The following is a 14,682-nucleotide window of genomic DNA, read 5'->3' as shown; positions in this document are numbered from 1 at the left end:
TTAGGCAAACCTCAGCCGATAGCCGAACTGCGAGGGCCTTGCCGATGACGATACCGGCGAACGTGCGGACGCGACCAGCGTCCACGCCCGTTGCCGAGTCGATCACGCGGGTCTCAACCCGAAGTGACGACGTCGAGATCCGCTTCGGCCTGCCGGAGGACCGGGGCGACTGGCTGCTCTGCTCCGACCTGCTGGAAGACCCGCAGCTCTTCACCAGGTGGCGCAAGACCCTGGGCGCGTGGCTGGTGGACGAGTACGGCGAGTCGTCGGACCGCGCCACGGCCGGCTACGTGATGGGCTGGTACCTCGGCGTGGCGGGCGGCCTCGCGGGCCTCCTCTTCCACAGCGCCAGGCGAGTCCCCTCGCTCAAGCCCACCGACCTGGCCTTCCGCATCGCGAACGACGACCGCCCGCACGTGGCGGGCATCGCACTGCTGTCGGACGACTTCGCGTGCCTGCCGGACGACCCGTCGGGCAACCACCCGGCGGCGACGGTGGTGGCCGACGAACAGGCCTTGGCCGCGGTGCTCCGAGCCAGGTACACCGCCCACGCCGCGGCCTTCGTCGGTGCCTACGCCCCCACCGTGCGCCTGGGCCGCCGAATGCTCTGGGCAGCGGCCACGGACGCACTGGACAAGGGCGCCTGGCTGGCGGGCCGGATGTGCGGCGACGAGGCGACGGGCGTGGCCGACGCGGCCATGCTGCTCCCGGAGCGGCTGGAACCGCTGACCAGCGCCTCCACCCTGAGGATGGTGGACGGCGAGTGGACGAGGAAGCGCGAGAGCTGCTGCTTCACCTACGTCCTGCCGGGCGCGGAAGCCTGCGACACCTGCCCCCGAATCTGCCACTAGAGGCAGCCCTCAGGCCGCACACCTCCAGCCCCCGCCAGACGGAACCGACCCCAAGGCTTCAGACCTACGGACCCGGACCCTGAACAGGGAGTTCGGAGCCTCAGGACTTCGGGACTTCGGGACTTCGACACCGGGCCAGCAAACCCACCCACCTACGGATCCGGCACCCAACGGGGTCGACAGACCCCACCCTGCCCCCCGATCCGAAGCGCCCTCATCGTTGATCTTGGTTTGTCAAGGCATCTTTCCCGCCTTGACAAACCAAGATCAACGATCGAGACAATCACGCGAGCGGGGGGTAGACCCCCACCAGACGACCAACACCCTCACCGCACCCACCGCACCCACCGCACCCACCGCACCCGGCACCCGGCACCCGGCACCCGGCCCACGACACAGCACCCAGCACCCAGCACCCAGCACCCAGCACCCAGCCCACGACACAGCACCCAGCCCAAGCCCCAACAACCAAGCCCAACCTCACACCCGATGCCGATGCCCGATGGGCACGACCAGAGGCGTCCCGGACACCGGATCAGCGACAACCCGAGCGTCCAACCCGAACACCTCCAACAGCACCTCCTCGGTCAGCACCTCAGCAGGCGTCCCCTGCACCACGATCCGCCCAGCCTTCATGGCCACCAGGTGCTCCGCGTAGCGGGCGGCCAGGTTCAGGTCGTGCAGCACCATCACCACCGTCCGCCCCATCTCGGAGTGGAGCTTCTGCACCAGGTCCAGCACGTCGATCTGGTGGGCGAGGTCCAGGTAGGTGGTGGGCTCGTCCAGCAGCAGCAGATCGGTCCCCTGGGCCAGCGCCATCGAGATCCACGCCCGCTGCCGCTGCCCGCCGGACAGCTCGTCCACGGTCCGGTCGGCCAGCGCGTCCATGTTCGTCAGCTCCAGCGCCTCGGCCACGGCGGCCTCGTCGTCGGAGGACCACTGCCGGTACCAGGCCTGGTGGGGCTGCCGTCCGCGAGCCACGAGGTCGGCCACGGTGAGCCCCTCGGGAGCCTGCGGGGCCTGGGGCAGCATCCCCAGCACCTTCGCCACCTCGCGGGTGGGCACCTGGTCGATCCGCTTCCCGTCCAGCAGCACGGCGCCGCCGCGAGCGGGCAGCAGCCGCCCGAGGGCCCGGAGCAGGGTCGACTTGCCGCACCCGTTGGGCCCGATGACGCAGGTGACGGTGCCGCCGACGACGTCGAGGTCCAACCCGTCGACGATCATCCGCTCGCCGTACCCGACCCGGAGGTCGGCGGCCTGGAGTCGAACAGTCATACCCGTGCCTCCCGGCGGCCGCGGATGAGCAGGTACATGAGGTAGGGAGCGCCGAGGACCGCCGTGACGACCCCGACGGGCATCTCGAACCCGCCGAACGCCGTCCTGGCGACCAGGTCGGACCCGACGACCAGCAGGCCGCCGACCACGGCCGACCCCAGCAGCGGCGGTGTGGCGGTGGCGGCCAGCCGAACGGCCACCTGGGGCGCCGCGAGCGCCACGAACGCGATCGGCCCCGCCGCGGCCGTGGCCACGGAGGCCAGGGCGATCCCGATCAGCAGCAGCGCGCTCCTGGCGCCGTTCAACCGGACCCCGAGGCCGCGGACCGTGTCGTCGCCGAACTGGAGCGCGCCCAGCAGGTGGGCGCAGACGAACGCGACGGGCATCAGCACGACCAGTGCGATCCCGACGGGCACCACGTGCTCCCACCCGCGCCCGTTGAGCGAGCCGGTGATCCACACCATCGCCCGGGCGGCGTCGTTGACGTCCCCGACGGTCAGCAGGTAGGTGGTCAGGTTCCCGGCGATGGCCGCGATCCCCACCCCCACCAGCACCATCCGGAACCCCTCGATCCCCTTGCGCCACGCCAGCGCGTACACGAGGAGACCGAAGAACAGCCCGCCGCCGAGCGCGGCGACCGGGATCCCGATCTCGGCGACGGGCCCGGTCAGGGCACCCGCGAAGGTGATGACCGAGACGGCGCCGACGCTCGCGCCCCAGGTCACGCCGAGGATGTCCGGGCTCGCCAGCGGGTTGCGCGCGACGGCCTGGAAGATCGCCCCGGCCAGCGCGAGGGCCGCGCCCACGAACACCGCCGTCAACGACCGCGGCAGCCGGAGGTCCAGCACGATGAACCGGTGGCTGGTCTGCCCGCCGCCGAGCAGGACGTCGAACACCTGCCCCAGCGTGATCGGGAAGTCGCCCCGCCCGATGTTCACCGCCACCGCCAGCACGAGCAGGGCGGACCCGGCCACGACCAGCACCAGCGACCGCCACCGGACCGGCCACGAGAACGGCCCCACCCGTACGCCCCGACGGGCTCCCACGACGCTCACAGCTTCACCAGCTTCTTGCGCCGGACGAGCGCGATGAAGAACGGCGCGCCGAACACGGCCATCATGATCCCGACCTCCAGTTCGGCGGGCCGGGCGACGACCCGTCCGAGCACGTCGGCCACCAGCAGCAGTGCGGCGCCCAGCAGGCCGGAGTACGGGATCAGCCACCGGTGGTCCGGCCCGGTGACGGCACGGGCGGCGTGCGGCACGACCAGACCGAGGAACCCGATCGGCCCGCAGGCGGCGACCGCGCCGCCGATCAGCAGCGTGATCGCGGTGATCCCGGTGATCCGGGTCTGGACGATCCGCTGCCCGAGCGACCTGGCCACGTCCTCGCCGAGGGCCAGCGCGTTCACACCGGGGGCGTTGACCAGCGCGAGGACGAGGCCGACGAGCAGGAACGGCAGGACCTGGAAGAGCACGTCCAGCCCTCGACCGGAGACCGCGCCGACCTGCCAGAACCGGAACGCGTCCAGGCTCTGCCGGTCGAGCAGCACGAGCGCGGACACCAGCCCGTGCATCAGGGCGCTCACGGCGGCCCCGGCCAGCGCCAGCGTCACCGGGGTGGGCCCCGCCCGGCCCGACGAGCCGAGCAGGAACACGACCCCGCTGGCCACGAACGCCCCGAGGAACGCGAACCACACGTAGGCGTTCAGGCTCGTGATCCCGAGCGTGAAGATCGCCAGGACCACGGCGAACGCGGCCCCGTGGGTGACGCCGAGGATGCCGGGGTCGGCGAGCGGGTTGCGGGTGTGGCCCTGCATGAGCGCCCCGCCGACGCCGAGCGCGATCCCCACCGCGATCCCGAGCAGCGTCCGGGGGACGCGGAGTTCGCGGATGACGACGTCGTCCTCCAGCCCGGTGGGCGAGGTCAGCGCGTGCCACACGCCGTCGAACGCGATCTCCTTGGAGCCGATCGCGATGCTCGCGATGGTGGCGGCGGCCAGTCCGAGCACCAGCAGTGCCAGCCCGACGAGCCGCCGACGGCGCTGCCCTGGTGCCAAGTGCCGCTCCTCACCGCGCGTTCCGCTGGTGAGGGAAGCCTAACCGAAGTAGTGCGCGCTCCCGCACCCCCGCTCCCGAGGCGTCGCGCGGGGGACCCACTGGACCGTTCGGCCGCCATTTCGCGACGTTTTTCACAATGTTGATCAATGTTGTCGACTACTTACCGAAGTCGAGCAATCACTTTATATGCGCGAAGAGGCGTCGGGTCCCGAAACCGACGCCTCTTCGTTGCTCTACGTAATTGGGGCGGCTCAAGCCCCTTAAACCGCCGGTCAGCCCTGCTGGTGGTAAGCGTCCAGGACCTCGGCCGGGATACGGCCGCGATCGGACACCTTCATGCCCTGCTTGCGGGCCCACTCGCGAATGGCCTGGTTCTGCTCCCTATCCGCCGACGCCGGACGAGCAGCCGTCTTTACCCCCGCCGGACGGCCCGGCCCCCTCTTGCGACCACCGGCGCGGCGAGCGCTGGTGACGAAGTCGGCGAGCACGTCGCGGAGCTTGCCCGCATTGTCCGAAGAAAGGTCGATCTCATAGGCGACGCCGTCCAGGCCGAAGCCGACGGTCTCCTCTGCCCTGGAACCGTCCAGGTCATCGACCAGGGTCACGGTGACCTTCTGCGCCATGCGTATCCTCCTGGACTCGAATGCGCGGTACTGCTACCCCGACCGCGACCGAAAACAATGTCGTTGTGCAGGTTAGCGCATAACCGCAGATATGCACCTGCCGGCGTCCGAGACGTTACTTCATTCAGAGCACGCCAGACGTGAAACGCCTTCCGTGCGTGAGGGACGCCGAAGAGTAGTCGGCCGATACCATTCCCAACACCCACGCTGGGTGTCATTCCGCACAGCCGTGAACGGGGAAAGTCCCGACCGCCATCGCGGCCCTGGCCTGCACGTCCGGCGTTCCCACCAGGTCAGGACCACCCGTTCCCCGCGGTTCTCAAGGCGGCACAACGGGTACGCCTGCTGATGCAACGCATGTGCAAGAACTCCGCTGGAGTACCGCGGTTGATCTCCCCGTCGTCAGCTTCGGACAACGAAGCCGGACATCGGGGGAGTAGTCCACTCACCACCCCGGACTTGTCCGTACCACCGAACGTGCGAACGCCAAGACCTGGCCGTCCCGTTTGCGGGCAATCCGGTCACCGGAGAACCCGGCCAAGACACACGCGCGCAACGGCTTCCAGGTTGCAAGGAGCGCGACTTCCCCACCCACTTCGGGTGAATCCACGGTTGCGGATGGGGCTGGTGTGGCGAACGCCGCTCGCGCGGTCGCGATAACGGGAGGTCCAGCGCGCCGCTCAACATCGACGAATTCCGGTTTCCCGGCGGTCCGACCTCGCCGGATCCGTAAGCGGAGTGACGACCGCCACGACTCGCGGCGCCGAGCGAAGGCGCGAAAACACCATCGAGGACTCGACATCCGTGCCGGGAAACGGAAAGCGCTTGCAGTTCGGGAAGGCGGGCGCGCCGTTTCGCGAGAACGGCGGCAGTCGCGAACTGCCCGGTCTGCGGTGGGGCGCCGCCGCGCGGGCGCCCCGAGTTCCCGGCACCCCACCGGATACCGATACCCGGATTTCCCCCGTGGCCCCCGTCCGGGCCGGTGGGGAGGGACGCCGAACGGGTCGATGTGCGGGCTCCATTGAGACACGGGTGAATTCGAGCGGGGCTGTCGGGGACTCTCGGTAGGTTGAGCGGGTGACGAGCGCCGAAGATCGACCTCACCACGACATCACCCACCACGCCCGCCGCGCGAACTCCTTCGGCGTGCGGGCTTCCGACTACGCCGCGCACCGCCCGGACTACCCCGTGGCCGCGGTGCGCTGGGCTCTGGAACCGGTGTCCACCGGCGGGCCGCTGCGCGTGCTGGACCTCGCGGCGGGCACCGGGAAGCTGACCGGGGTCCTGTGCGCGGAGGGCCACGAGGTCACCGCGGTGGAGCCCGACGAGGCGATGCTGTCCGAGCTCGTGCGGCTGCACCACGGCGTCCGGGCCCTGCCCGGCACGGCGGAGCGCATCCCGCTGCCCGACGGCACGATGGACGCCGTCGTCGTGGGCCAGGCGTTCCACTGGTTCGACCCGGAACCCGCCCTGGTCGAGATCGCCCGCGTCCTGCGGCCCGGCGGCGTGGTCGCCGGGCTGTGGAACGGCGACGACCTCGACGTGGAGTGGGTGGCCGCATTCGGGGAGGTGAACGGGTCGAGGGTCAGTTCGAAGGACTTCGTGACCGAGCACCACCTCGCGCCGCACCGGCTGTTCACCGACGACACCGAGTCGACGTTCCCGCACTCGCAGCGGCGCACGGCGGAATCGCTGGTGGCCACCGTCAGCACCCACTCGCACGTCCTCGTCTCGTCGGACGAGGAGCGCGAGGAGCTGCTGGGGAAGATGCTGGCGTTCCTGAAGTCCCGCCCGGAAACCGCGGAGGGGGAGTTCGACCTGCCCATGCGCACCCTGGTGCGCCGCAAGGTCCGGATCTGACCGCCGGGGGGTCGCTCCCGGCCGGGAGCGACCCCGCGCGGGTCAGCGCATGTTGCGCTCGAAGACCAGCCGCAGGCCGAGCAGCGTCAGGTCCGGCACGTGGTGCTTGATCGTCGCGGACTCCGACACCACGAGCGGCGCCAGGCCGCCGGTGGCGATCACCGTGACCTCACCCGCCTCCGTCGCGCCGAGTTCCTCGATGATCCGCGTGACCAGCCCGTCGACCTGGCCGACGAACCCGTAGACGATGCCGGACTGGAGGCACTCCACGGTGTTCTTGCCGATGACCGCGCGCGGCCGGACCAGCTCGACCTTGCTGAGCTGGGCGGCGCGGGCGGCCAGCGCGTCCAGCGAGATCTCGATGCCCGGCGCCAGCGCGCCGCCGAGGAACTCGCCCTTCGCGGAGATCACGTCCAGGTTCGTGGACGTGCCGAAGTCCACCACCACGCAGGCGGTGCTGTGCAGGTGGTGCGCGGCCAGGGTGTTGATCACCCGGTCCGAGCCCACCTCCTTCGGGTTGTCCACCAGCAGCGGCACGCCGGTGCGGATGCCGGGCTCCACCACGACCTTCGGCACGGACGCGTAGTACCGGCCGAGCATCACCCGCAGCTCGCGCAGCACCGCGGGCACGGTGGACAGCGCGGAGATGCCGGTGATCCGGTCGGCGTACTCGCCGAGCAGGCCGCGCATGGTGAGCGCCAGCTCGTCGGCCGTCATCCGGGCGTCGGTGCGCATCCGCCAGTCGCGGACCAGCTCGGCCTGGTCACCCAGCCCGTCGTACAGGCCGAGCACGATGTTGGTGTTGCCGACGTCGATCGCGAGCAGCACGGGAGTCCCTCAGTTCTCGGCTTGGATCAGGGCGTCGAGCGCGGCGGCGTCCGCCGTCTCGGCGGCGGTGATCGCACCGCTGCTCAGACCGGAGCCCTCGGGGGCGTGCGCCAGGTCGGCGCCCAGCTCGACGACCTTGTTGTCCGCGTCCACGAAGACGACCTTCGGCTCGTACCTGCGGGCCTCGGCGTCGTCCATCGCGCCGTACGCGATGAGGATCACCAGGTCACCGGGCTGCACGAGGTGCGCGGCCGCGCCGTTGATGCCGATCACGCCGCTGCCGCGCTCGCCCGCGATGACGTAGGTCTCCAGGCGGGCGCCGTTGGTGACGTCGACGATCGCGACCTGCTCGCCCGCCAGCAGGTCGGCGGCCTCCATCAGGTCGAGGTCGACGGTGACCGAGCCGACGTAGTGCAGGTCGGCCTGGGTCACCGTCGCCCGGTGGATCTTGGACTTGAGCATGGTGCGGAACATGGCGGCCCTCCCCCTCACTCGTCGCCGTCGCCGAGCAGCACGGCGGCGTTGTCGATCAGACGTGTCTTGCCGACCCGCGCGGCCACGAGCAGCCGGGCGTCGCCCTTCTCCGGGGCGGGGCCGAGGTCGGGCGCGCGCAGTTCCAGGTAGTCCAGCTCGACCTCGGGAACGGCGGCCAGCGTCGCGCGGGCGGTGTCCAGCACGGCCTCCGCGCCCTGGGCGCTGACGTGCGCGCCCGCCACGAGCGCGGCGGACAGCGCCACGGCGGCCTGCCGCTGCTCGGCGTCCAGGAACCGGTTGCGCGAGGACAGCGCGAGGCCGTCGTGCTCGCGGACGGTCGGCACGCCGACGACGTCGAGCGGGAAGTTCAGCTCGCGCGCCATCCGGTGGACCAGGGTGAGCTGCTGGTAGTCCTTCTCGCCGAACACCGCGTAGGTGGGGCCGACGATGTTGAACAGCTTGGCCACGACGGTCAGCACGCCGTCGAAGTGGCCGGGGCGGGTCGCGCCCTCCAGCTCCTCGCCGAGCGGGCCGGGCGAGACCGTCACGTTGGTGCCCAGGGGGTACATGTCCTCGACGCCGGGTGCGAACACCAGTCCGACGCGCTCCTCACCGCAGATGTCCACATCGGACTCCAGCGTGCGCGGGTAGCGGTCGAGGTCCTCGTCGGGCCCGAACTGGAGCGGGTTCACGAAGATCGACACCACGACGACGGTGTTCTGCATGACCTGCGCTTCGCGGATCAGCTTGCGGTGACCCTCGTGCAGCGCGCCCATCGTCGGCACCAGCGCGATGTTGCGGCCCGCCGCGCGCAGGGTCCGCGTCACCCGCGCGAGCCGCGCCGGGTCGTGGTGGACGGTCACCCCCGTGGGGCTGTAGTCGGCCTTGGTCAGCGGCTTCGTCATGCGTCTTCCTCAAGGGTGGTTCGAACTTCCGTGGCGGCCTCGGGCCTGAGCAGGCCCGCGGCCTCCGCGCGGTCGGCGGTGCGCCGCGCCAGGACGCGGTACGGGGGCAGGACCTCCGGCGCTTCGCGCGCCAGGACGTCGAGGTGCTTGCGGACCGTGCCGACGTCGCCGCGCGACACCGGGCCGGTGAGCGCGCGGTCGCCGTGGCGCAGGGCGTTGTCCAGCGCGGCCGACAGCAGCGGGCCCAGCAGCCGCTCCCCGCCCGCGACACCGGCGGAGCGCAGCAGGTCCGCGCACTCGGCGACCAGCGTGACCAGGTGGTTCGCGCCGTGCGCGAGGGCCGCGTGGTAGAGCGGGCGGACGTGCTCGGGGATGCGGACCGGGTCCGCCTCCATCTCCACGACCAGCGCTTCGCCGACGCTCCAGGCGATCTCGTCGTCGTCCGCCGCCGTCACGCCGACGCTGGCGGCCGTCATGCGCAGCAGGTCCTCCGCGCGGCCGGTGAACGTCATCACGGGGTGCAGCGCCAGGCAGAGCGCGCCGACGTCGGCGGCGGGCGCGAGCGCGCCGACGCCGTGGGCGCCGCTCGTGTGCACGACGATCTGCCCGGCCCGCAGCGATCCCGTCGCGGCGAGCCCGCGCACCAGACCGGCCAGTTCGTCGTCCGGGACGGCGAGCAGCAGCAGGTCGGCCGACTCGGCGACCTGGGGAGGGTCGAGGACCGGGACCCCTGGCAGCAGTTCCTCGGCGCGGCGGAGCGAGGCCTGCGAGACGGCGCTGACGCCGACGGGGTGGTGGCCCGCACGCGCGAGTGCCGCGCCCAGCACCGAACCGACGCGGCCCGCGGAGATGACTCCGACGGCGAGTCTGGCCGGGCGGTTCACGGCGACGTGTCCGCTCGGGTGGTCGCGCTCATTGCGACTGGCTCCTCCTGGCGTTCCAGTCCCGACCTTTCCGCGGGTACCGGACGACGGCCGCGAGCGTAATCGGGGACGAAACGAAATGTCCGGTCCTGGTGACCACTTTCACCCCTGCTGACGACCGACCGCCTTCATCGCGCCCGGCGCCGCGACGGCGGCCTGGCGGGCGGACAGCAGCGTCGAGAGCAGCACCTCGTGGCGGTGGTCGGCGTCGTGGCCCGCCGTGCCCTGCGCGATGCGGTGGCGCAGGAACGCCAGCTCCGTGACGGCGTGCTGGTAGCCGCTGACGGCGCGGGCCGCCTGCTCGCCGACCTTGCGCCGCACCGCGCGCCGCCAGTTCCGGCGGCCGGGCAGGCTCGCCAGCAGCGCCACCTCGCTCGCCGCGATCCACCGGTTGGCCGCCATCTCCGGCAGCTGGGCGGCCACGATCCGCTGCTCGCGGCGGCGCTGCCAGATGACGAGCAAGACCATGCCGACGAAGATCGGCACCATGATCAGGAAGTACAGGTTGATGAACGTCGTGCCGTCGCCGACGGTCGTGGAGAAGTTCCACAGCGAGTGCAGGCCCGCGGCGCACAGGTAGCCGATGATCGGCGCGGCGATCCGCACCGCCTTCCTGCCGCTCAGCGCCGCGATGCCGATCCCGATGCCGGTCAACGACGTGAACAGCGGGTGCGCGAACGGCGCCAGGACCCCGCGCAGGATGAACAGGCCGACGATGCCGCTGCTCGCGGTGCCGAACCCGCCCTCGTTGAAGACCCTGGCGAAGTACCAGATGTTCTCGGTGAACGCGAAGCCCGCCGCGATGACGCCCGCGTACACGATGCCGTCCACCACGCCGTCGAACTCGCTGCGGCGCCGGAGGAACAGCACCACCAGGAACGCCGCCTTCGCGGCCTCCTCCGCCACCGGCGCGCCGATGACCGCCGCGAAGTCGGCCCCGAACCCCTGCCGGATCAGGTCGCCGATCTCGTGCGCCCGCGAGTTGAACGCGAGCGAGCAGATCGTCGCGCCGAACGCGCCCCAGGCGAACGCGAACAGCAGGATCTTCGCGGGCTCCGGCTCCCACCGGTCGACCCACAGGTAGGCCATGATCACCGGCCCGACCGGCACCAGGGCGGCCACGACGCCGACCAGGATCGGCAGCAGGCCCGCCGTGCTGGTGCCCAGCGCGAACAGCACCAGACCGGAGCAGGCCAGTGCGATGAGGCCCACGACCGGGAGCAGCACGGTCCAGCGGCGCTGTTCGATGCGCTTGCGGGCGGGAGGCGGCGTCGGCAGTGCGTCGGCGTCGGTCACGGTGAAACTGTAGGGCCAGGTACCGACAGCGGTGGACGCGGAACAGCGGTGCCGCCTCCCGCGAGCGGGTGAACGGTCCGTTCGGGTCGGTGGACGGGACACTGGACGGGTGGCCGACTCGGAATCGCGGTGGTGGGACGCGCTGTACGGACCCGGCGGCTTCTTCGCGCGCGGCGAGCTGCCCGCGCGGCACTTCCGCACGTCACCGCTGGTCGGTCCGGAGCTGGCCGAGGCGCTGCTGGTGCTGCTCGCCCGCGTCGACACGGCGCTCGGGGAACCGGCGGCGCTCGACTTCGTGGACGTGGGCGCGGGCGGCGGGGAGCTGGCCGGGGCGGTGCGGGCGCTGGCGACCGGCGACCTGGCGCGGCGGCTGCGCGTGACCGCCGTGGACCTCGGGCCCGCCCGGTCGGTGCCGGGCGTGCGGTGGCGGCGGGACCTGCCGGCGACCGCGGTCGGACTGCTGGTCGGGCACGAGTGGCTCGACGCGGTGCCGTGCCCGGTCGTGGAGGGCCCGTCCGAGGACCCGTGGCTGCGCTCCTGGTGGCCCGTGGAGGCCGGGGAGCGGGCGGAGGTGGGCTCCCCGAGGGACGAGGCCTGGGCGGACGCCGTGGGGCGGGTGCGGGGCGCGGCCCTCGCGGTCGACTACGGGCACCTGCGGGCCGACCGGGCCGCCGGGCGGTACCGCGCGGGCACGCTCGCCGGGTACCGCGACGGGCGGCGGGTGGAGCCGGTGCTGGACGGCAGCTGCGACGTGACGGCGCACGTGGCGCTGGACGCGTGCGCGGCGGCGGCCGGGGGCGACCACGTGCTGGTGTCGCAGCGGGACGCGCTGGGGGTGCTGCTGCCGGAGGTCGTGGCGGGCGGGAGCCCCCTCGACTGGCTGGACGCGACGGCGAGGAACGGACGGGTCGCGGAGCTGCGCGCCGTCGGCGGGCTCGGCGACTTCGGCTGGCTGCTGCACGCCACCGGGGGCGTGCGCACCGCCGACCTGCTGCCACCGCTGCCCGCGTGGCGGCCGTAGTGCGGTGACCACGCTCCTCCCCGGGTCTCGCGCGGCCAGGGTGGATCCCTCGCGGCACCGCCCTAGTCCTCCGAGCAGGGACCGCTCTCGCCCGGTGGGCGGACCCTCAGCAGGAGTTCCCTCAGCCGCTCGACGTCGGCGGGCGAGAGGTCGCTCAGCATCTCGCGCTCGATGGCGTCGATGGCGCCGTGCATCCCGTCCAGCGCGACGCGGCCCTTCTCGGACATCACCACGATGTGCCTGCGGCGGTCGTCGGGGTCGCGCTTGCGCTCGGCGAGCCCGGCCTTCTCCAGGTCGTTGAGGATCGCGACGAGGACGCTCGGGTCGACGTCGAGCACGTCCAGGAGGCTCTGCTGGCTCGTCGGGCCGTTCTCGCAGAGGTGGGAGAGCGTGAAGCCGTGCCGGGGTGTGAGGCCGATCGCGTTCAGCTGCCTGCGCAAGCGGGCGTCGACGTCCCTGCCCAGGTGCATCAGCACCAGTCCGAACCGTTCCTCGTCCACGGGGCAACTGTACCCGTCCTCAAACGATTGAACTGATTCAACGATCTGCTACCGTCAATCCTATGTTCATCGCAACGCTTGTTCTCAGCGCACTGCTCGCCGTCGCCTTCGTCGGGGCGGGCGCCTCGAAGGTCGCGGGCACCAAGGCGATGGTCGAGGCCGCCGAGTCGCACGGCTTCACCAAGGGCCACTACCAGGTCATCGGCCTGCTGGAGGTCGCGGGCGCGGCCGGGCTGGTCATCGGCCTCTGGTGGGCGCCGCTCGGCATCGCGGCGGCCGTCGGGCTCACGCTGCTGATGATCGGCGCCGTGGTCGTCCACGTCCGGGCGAAGGAGAAGTTCGCGATGGCCGCCCCCGCGCTGGTGCTCGCGATCCTGTCGGCCGTCGCGCTCGTCCTGCGGATCACGACCGCCTGAGAACCCGGTGTCGGATACCCGCCGGCACCGCGGGACCGCGGCGGCGACGCTGGGGCGCATGAGGATCCACGCGCTCCCCGCCGACGTCGTCGCCCGCGCCCGCCGGACCACCGACGAGCACCACGAGCACCGGGCCGAGGCGCCCGGCTCACCGCTGCGCTGCTGCCTCAGGCGCGCGGGCGACGGCGAACCCGTCGTGCTGTTCCGCTACTCCCCCGCGGCGGGGCGCGGACCGTACGAGGAGGTGGGCCCGGTGTTCGTGCACGCCGAGCCGTGCGACGGCCCCGACCGGACCGACGCGCTACCGGACGAGCTGCGTCGCGCGCCCAGGGTGCTGCGGGCCTACGACGCCCACGGCCGCATCCACACCGGTGAGCTCGCCCGGCCCGACGAGCTGGAGGCCGCGCTGGCGCGGCTGCTCGCCGACGAGCACGTCGCGGAGGTCCAGGTGCGCAGCCCGTCGCACGGGTGCTTCCTGTTCGCGGTCACGCGGGACTGACGTGCGAGCATGACGCGGTGTCCGAACACCTCACCGTCGGCGTCGGAGCCGGGGCGCGCCACCTCGGCGTGGACCGCGTGGTCGACCTCGGTCCCCTCCACCCCTCGGCGCACGGCGCGTACCGGCTGCGGCTGACCGTCCGCGGACCCGCCGACGACCCGGTGATCGTGGAGGCCGAGCCGCTCGTCGGCCACCTGCACCGGGGCGCGGAGAAGCTGTTCGAGGTCAGGGACTACCGGCAGGTGCTCACGCTGGCCAACCGGCACGACTGGCTGGCCGCGTTCTGCAACGAGCTGGCGGTCGCGCTGGCCGTGGAGCGCATGACCGGCATGGACGTCCCGGTGCGCGCGCAGTGGCTCAGGACCCTGCTGTGCGAGCTGAACCGGCTGATGGCGCACCTGGTGTTCCTCGCGCCGCTGACGCGCGCCGGGACCGACGGGACCGAGGGCACCGCGGCGGCGCTGCGCGGTCGCGAAGCCGTGCAGGCGGTCATGGAGGAGGCGTCCGGCGGGCGCATCCACTTCATGGCCAACCGGATCGGCGGCCTGCGCGAGGACGTGCCCGCGGGGTGGACCGACCGGGTCGCGACCGCTCTGTCCACTGTGGACGTGGACGCCATCGAGGCGCACGCGGTGACCGACCGGCTCGCCGGGATCGGCGTCCTGCCGAGGGGTTCCGCGCTCGCGCTCGGCGTGACCGGACCGATCGGACGGGCGTCCGGCGTCGACCTGGACCTGCGGCGCGACGACCCGTCGGCGCCCTACCGCGACCTCGACGTGCGACCGGTCGTGCGGACCGGGGGCGACGCGCTGGCACGGGTCCGCTGCCTGGTGGACGAGGCGCGGCTGTCGATCGACCTCGCCACCCGGTGCCTGGAGCGGCTGCCGAGCGGGCCGGTGAACGTGCGGCTCCCCAAGGCCGTCAAGGCACCGGAGGGGTCGGTCTACACGTGGGTCGAGGCGCCGCTGGGCACCTCGGGCGTGCACCTGGCGTCCCGCGGCGAGAAGACCCCGTGGCGGCTGAAGCTGCGCACGCCGTCGTTCAACAACGTCCAGGCGCTGTCGGCGCTCCTGCCGGGGACGCGGGTCGCCGACCTCGCCGCGGTGCTGGGGTCGTTCGCGGTCGTGGTCGGCGACATCGACAAGTAGGCG

At 72.2% G+C, this 14,682-nt stretch carries 16 protein-coding genes; 6 read left to right on the top strand and 10 right to left on the bottom strand.

All coding sequences use genetic code 11. The annotated features are described in order from the left end of the window. The first annotated feature begins 44 nt into the window (after window positions 1–44). On the top strand, window positions 45–851 hold the full coding sequence (locus VFZ92_RS07055) for a (2Fe-2S)-binding protein (protein ID WP_330874973.1): 807 nt from the start codon (window positions 45–47) through the stop codon (window positions 849–851). Window positions 852–1,331: 480 nt separating this feature from the next. On the opposite strand, the gene VFZ92_RS07050 is transcribed toward VFZ92_RS07055, so the two are convergent. From VFZ92_RS07050 to VFZ92_RS07035, 4 genes are all read right to left on the bottom strand, one after another. Next, window positions 1,332–2,126 (bottom strand): ABC transporter ATP-binding protein, encoded by a 795-nt coding sequence (locus VFZ92_RS07050; protein WP_330874972.1) that lies wholly within the window; start codon window positions 2,124–2,126, stop codon window positions 1,332–1,334. Further along, window positions 2,123–3,181 carry a FecCD family ABC transporter permease gene (locus VFZ92_RS07045; protein WP_330874971.1) on the bottom strand — a complete coding sequence of 353 codons (1,059 nt, stop codon included), beginning with the start codon at window positions 3,179–3,181 and terminating at the stop codon, window positions 2,123–2,125. The genes VFZ92_RS07050 and VFZ92_RS07045 overlap by 4 nt, the downstream gene beginning before the upstream one ends. Continuing rightward, complete coding sequence (locus VFZ92_RS07040; RefSeq protein ID WP_330874970.1) at window positions 3,178–4,185, bottom strand: iron ABC transporter permease; 1,008 nt, start codon at window positions 4,183–4,185, stop codon at window positions 3,178–3,180. Before VFZ92_RS07040 ends, VFZ92_RS07045 begins: the two co-directional genes overlap by 4 nt. A gap of 273 nt (window positions 4,186–4,458) precedes the next feature. Then, on the bottom strand, window positions 4,459–4,809 hold the full coding sequence (locus tag VFZ92_RS07035) for an Lsr2 family protein (RefSeq protein WP_330874969.1): 351 nt from the start codon (window positions 4,807–4,809) through the stop codon (window positions 4,459–4,461). Window positions 4,810–5,886: 1,077 nt separating this feature from the next. On the opposite strand from VFZ92_RS07035, the gene VFZ92_RS07030 reads away from it, so the two are divergent. Further along, window positions 5,887–6,669, top strand: coding sequence for a class I SAM-dependent methyltransferase (locus VFZ92_RS07030; protein ID WP_330874968.1), 783 nt, complete (start codon window positions 5,887–5,889; stop codon window positions 6,667–6,669). 42 nt (window positions 6,670–6,711) lie between these two features. Here VFZ92_RS07030 and VFZ92_RS07025 read toward each other — a convergent pair whose 3' ends face one another. The 5 genes from VFZ92_RS07025 to VFZ92_RS07005 all read right to left on the bottom strand — a co-directional run bounded on the left by VFZ92_RS07025 (window position 6,712) and on the right by VFZ92_RS07005 (window position 11,026). Beyond that, complete coding sequence (locus VFZ92_RS07025; protein ID WP_330874967.1) at window positions 6,712–7,497, bottom strand: type III pantothenate kinase; 786 nt, start codon at window positions 7,495–7,497, stop codon at window positions 6,712–6,714. Between the two features lie 9 nt (window positions 7,498–7,506). Continuing rightward, a complete protein-coding gene (gene panD, locus VFZ92_RS07020; protein WP_330874966.1) occupies window positions 7,507–7,971 on the bottom strand; it encodes an aspartate 1-decarboxylase in 465 nt (154 codons plus the stop codon). 14 nt (window positions 7,972–7,985) lie between these two features. Then, window positions 7,986–8,876, bottom strand: coding sequence for a pantoate--beta-alanine ligase (gene panC, locus VFZ92_RS07015; RefSeq protein WP_330874965.1), 891 nt, complete (start codon window positions 8,874–8,876; stop codon window positions 7,986–7,988). Next, window positions 8,873–9,760 carry a Rossmann-like and DUF2520 domain-containing protein gene (locus VFZ92_RS07010; protein WP_330874964.1) on the bottom strand — a complete coding sequence of 296 codons (888 nt, stop codon included), beginning with the start codon at window positions 9,758–9,760 and terminating at the stop codon, window positions 8,873–8,875. Before VFZ92_RS07010 ends, panC begins: the two co-directional genes overlap by 4 nt. Before the next feature lie 141 nt (window positions 9,761–9,901). Next, entirely contained in the window at window positions 9,902–11,026 is a 1,125-nt protein-coding gene (locus VFZ92_RS07005; protein WP_330875004.1) for a PrsW family intramembrane metalloprotease, read from the bottom strand. Window positions 11,027–11,204: 178 nt separating this feature from the next. Here VFZ92_RS07005 and VFZ92_RS07000 point away from each other — a divergent pair, with 178 nt between their 5' ends. Next, window positions 11,205–12,116, top strand: coding sequence for an SAM-dependent methyltransferase (locus VFZ92_RS07000; RefSeq protein WP_330874963.1), 912 nt, complete (start codon window positions 11,205–11,207; stop codon window positions 12,114–12,116). A gap of 62 nt (window positions 12,117–12,178) precedes the next feature. Here VFZ92_RS07000 and VFZ92_RS06995 read toward each other — a convergent pair whose 3' ends face one another. Then, complete coding sequence (locus VFZ92_RS06995) at window positions 12,179–12,616, bottom strand: MarR family winged helix-turn-helix transcriptional regulator (protein ID WP_330874962.1); 438 nt, start codon at window positions 12,614–12,616, stop codon at window positions 12,179–12,181. 62 nt (window positions 12,617–12,678) lie between these two features. Here VFZ92_RS06995 and VFZ92_RS06990 point away from each other — a divergent pair, with 62 nt between their 5' ends. The 3 genes from VFZ92_RS06990 to VFZ92_RS06980 are packed head-to-tail and all read left to right on the top strand — an operon-like array spanning window position 12,679 to window position 14,679. Further along, window positions 12,679–13,032, top strand: a complete 354-nt coding sequence (locus VFZ92_RS06990; protein WP_330874961.1) for a DoxX family protein — start codon at window positions 12,679–12,681, stop codon at window positions 13,030–13,032. 58 nt (window positions 13,033–13,090) lie between these two features. Continuing rightward, a complete protein-coding gene (locus VFZ92_RS06985) occupies window positions 13,091–13,531 on the top strand; it encodes a DUF1203 domain-containing protein (RefSeq protein WP_330874960.1) in 441 nt (146 codons plus the stop codon). 17 nt (window positions 13,532–13,548) lie between these two features. After that, window positions 13,549–14,679 carry an NADH-quinone oxidoreductase subunit D gene (locus VFZ92_RS06980; RefSeq protein WP_330874959.1) on the top strand — a complete coding sequence of 377 codons (1,131 nt, stop codon included), beginning with the start codon at window positions 13,549–13,551 and terminating at the stop codon, window positions 14,677–14,679. The last annotated feature ends 3 nt before the right edge of the window (window positions 14,680–14,682 follow it).

Source organism: Umezawaea sp. (genome assembly GCF_036375055.1).
GTDB lineage: Bacteria > Actinomycetota > Actinomycetes > Mycobacteriales > Pseudonocardiaceae > Umezawaea.
The sequence above is the reverse complement of the archived record's forward strand: the minus strand, read 5'-3'. Positions and strand labels throughout refer to the sequence as shown.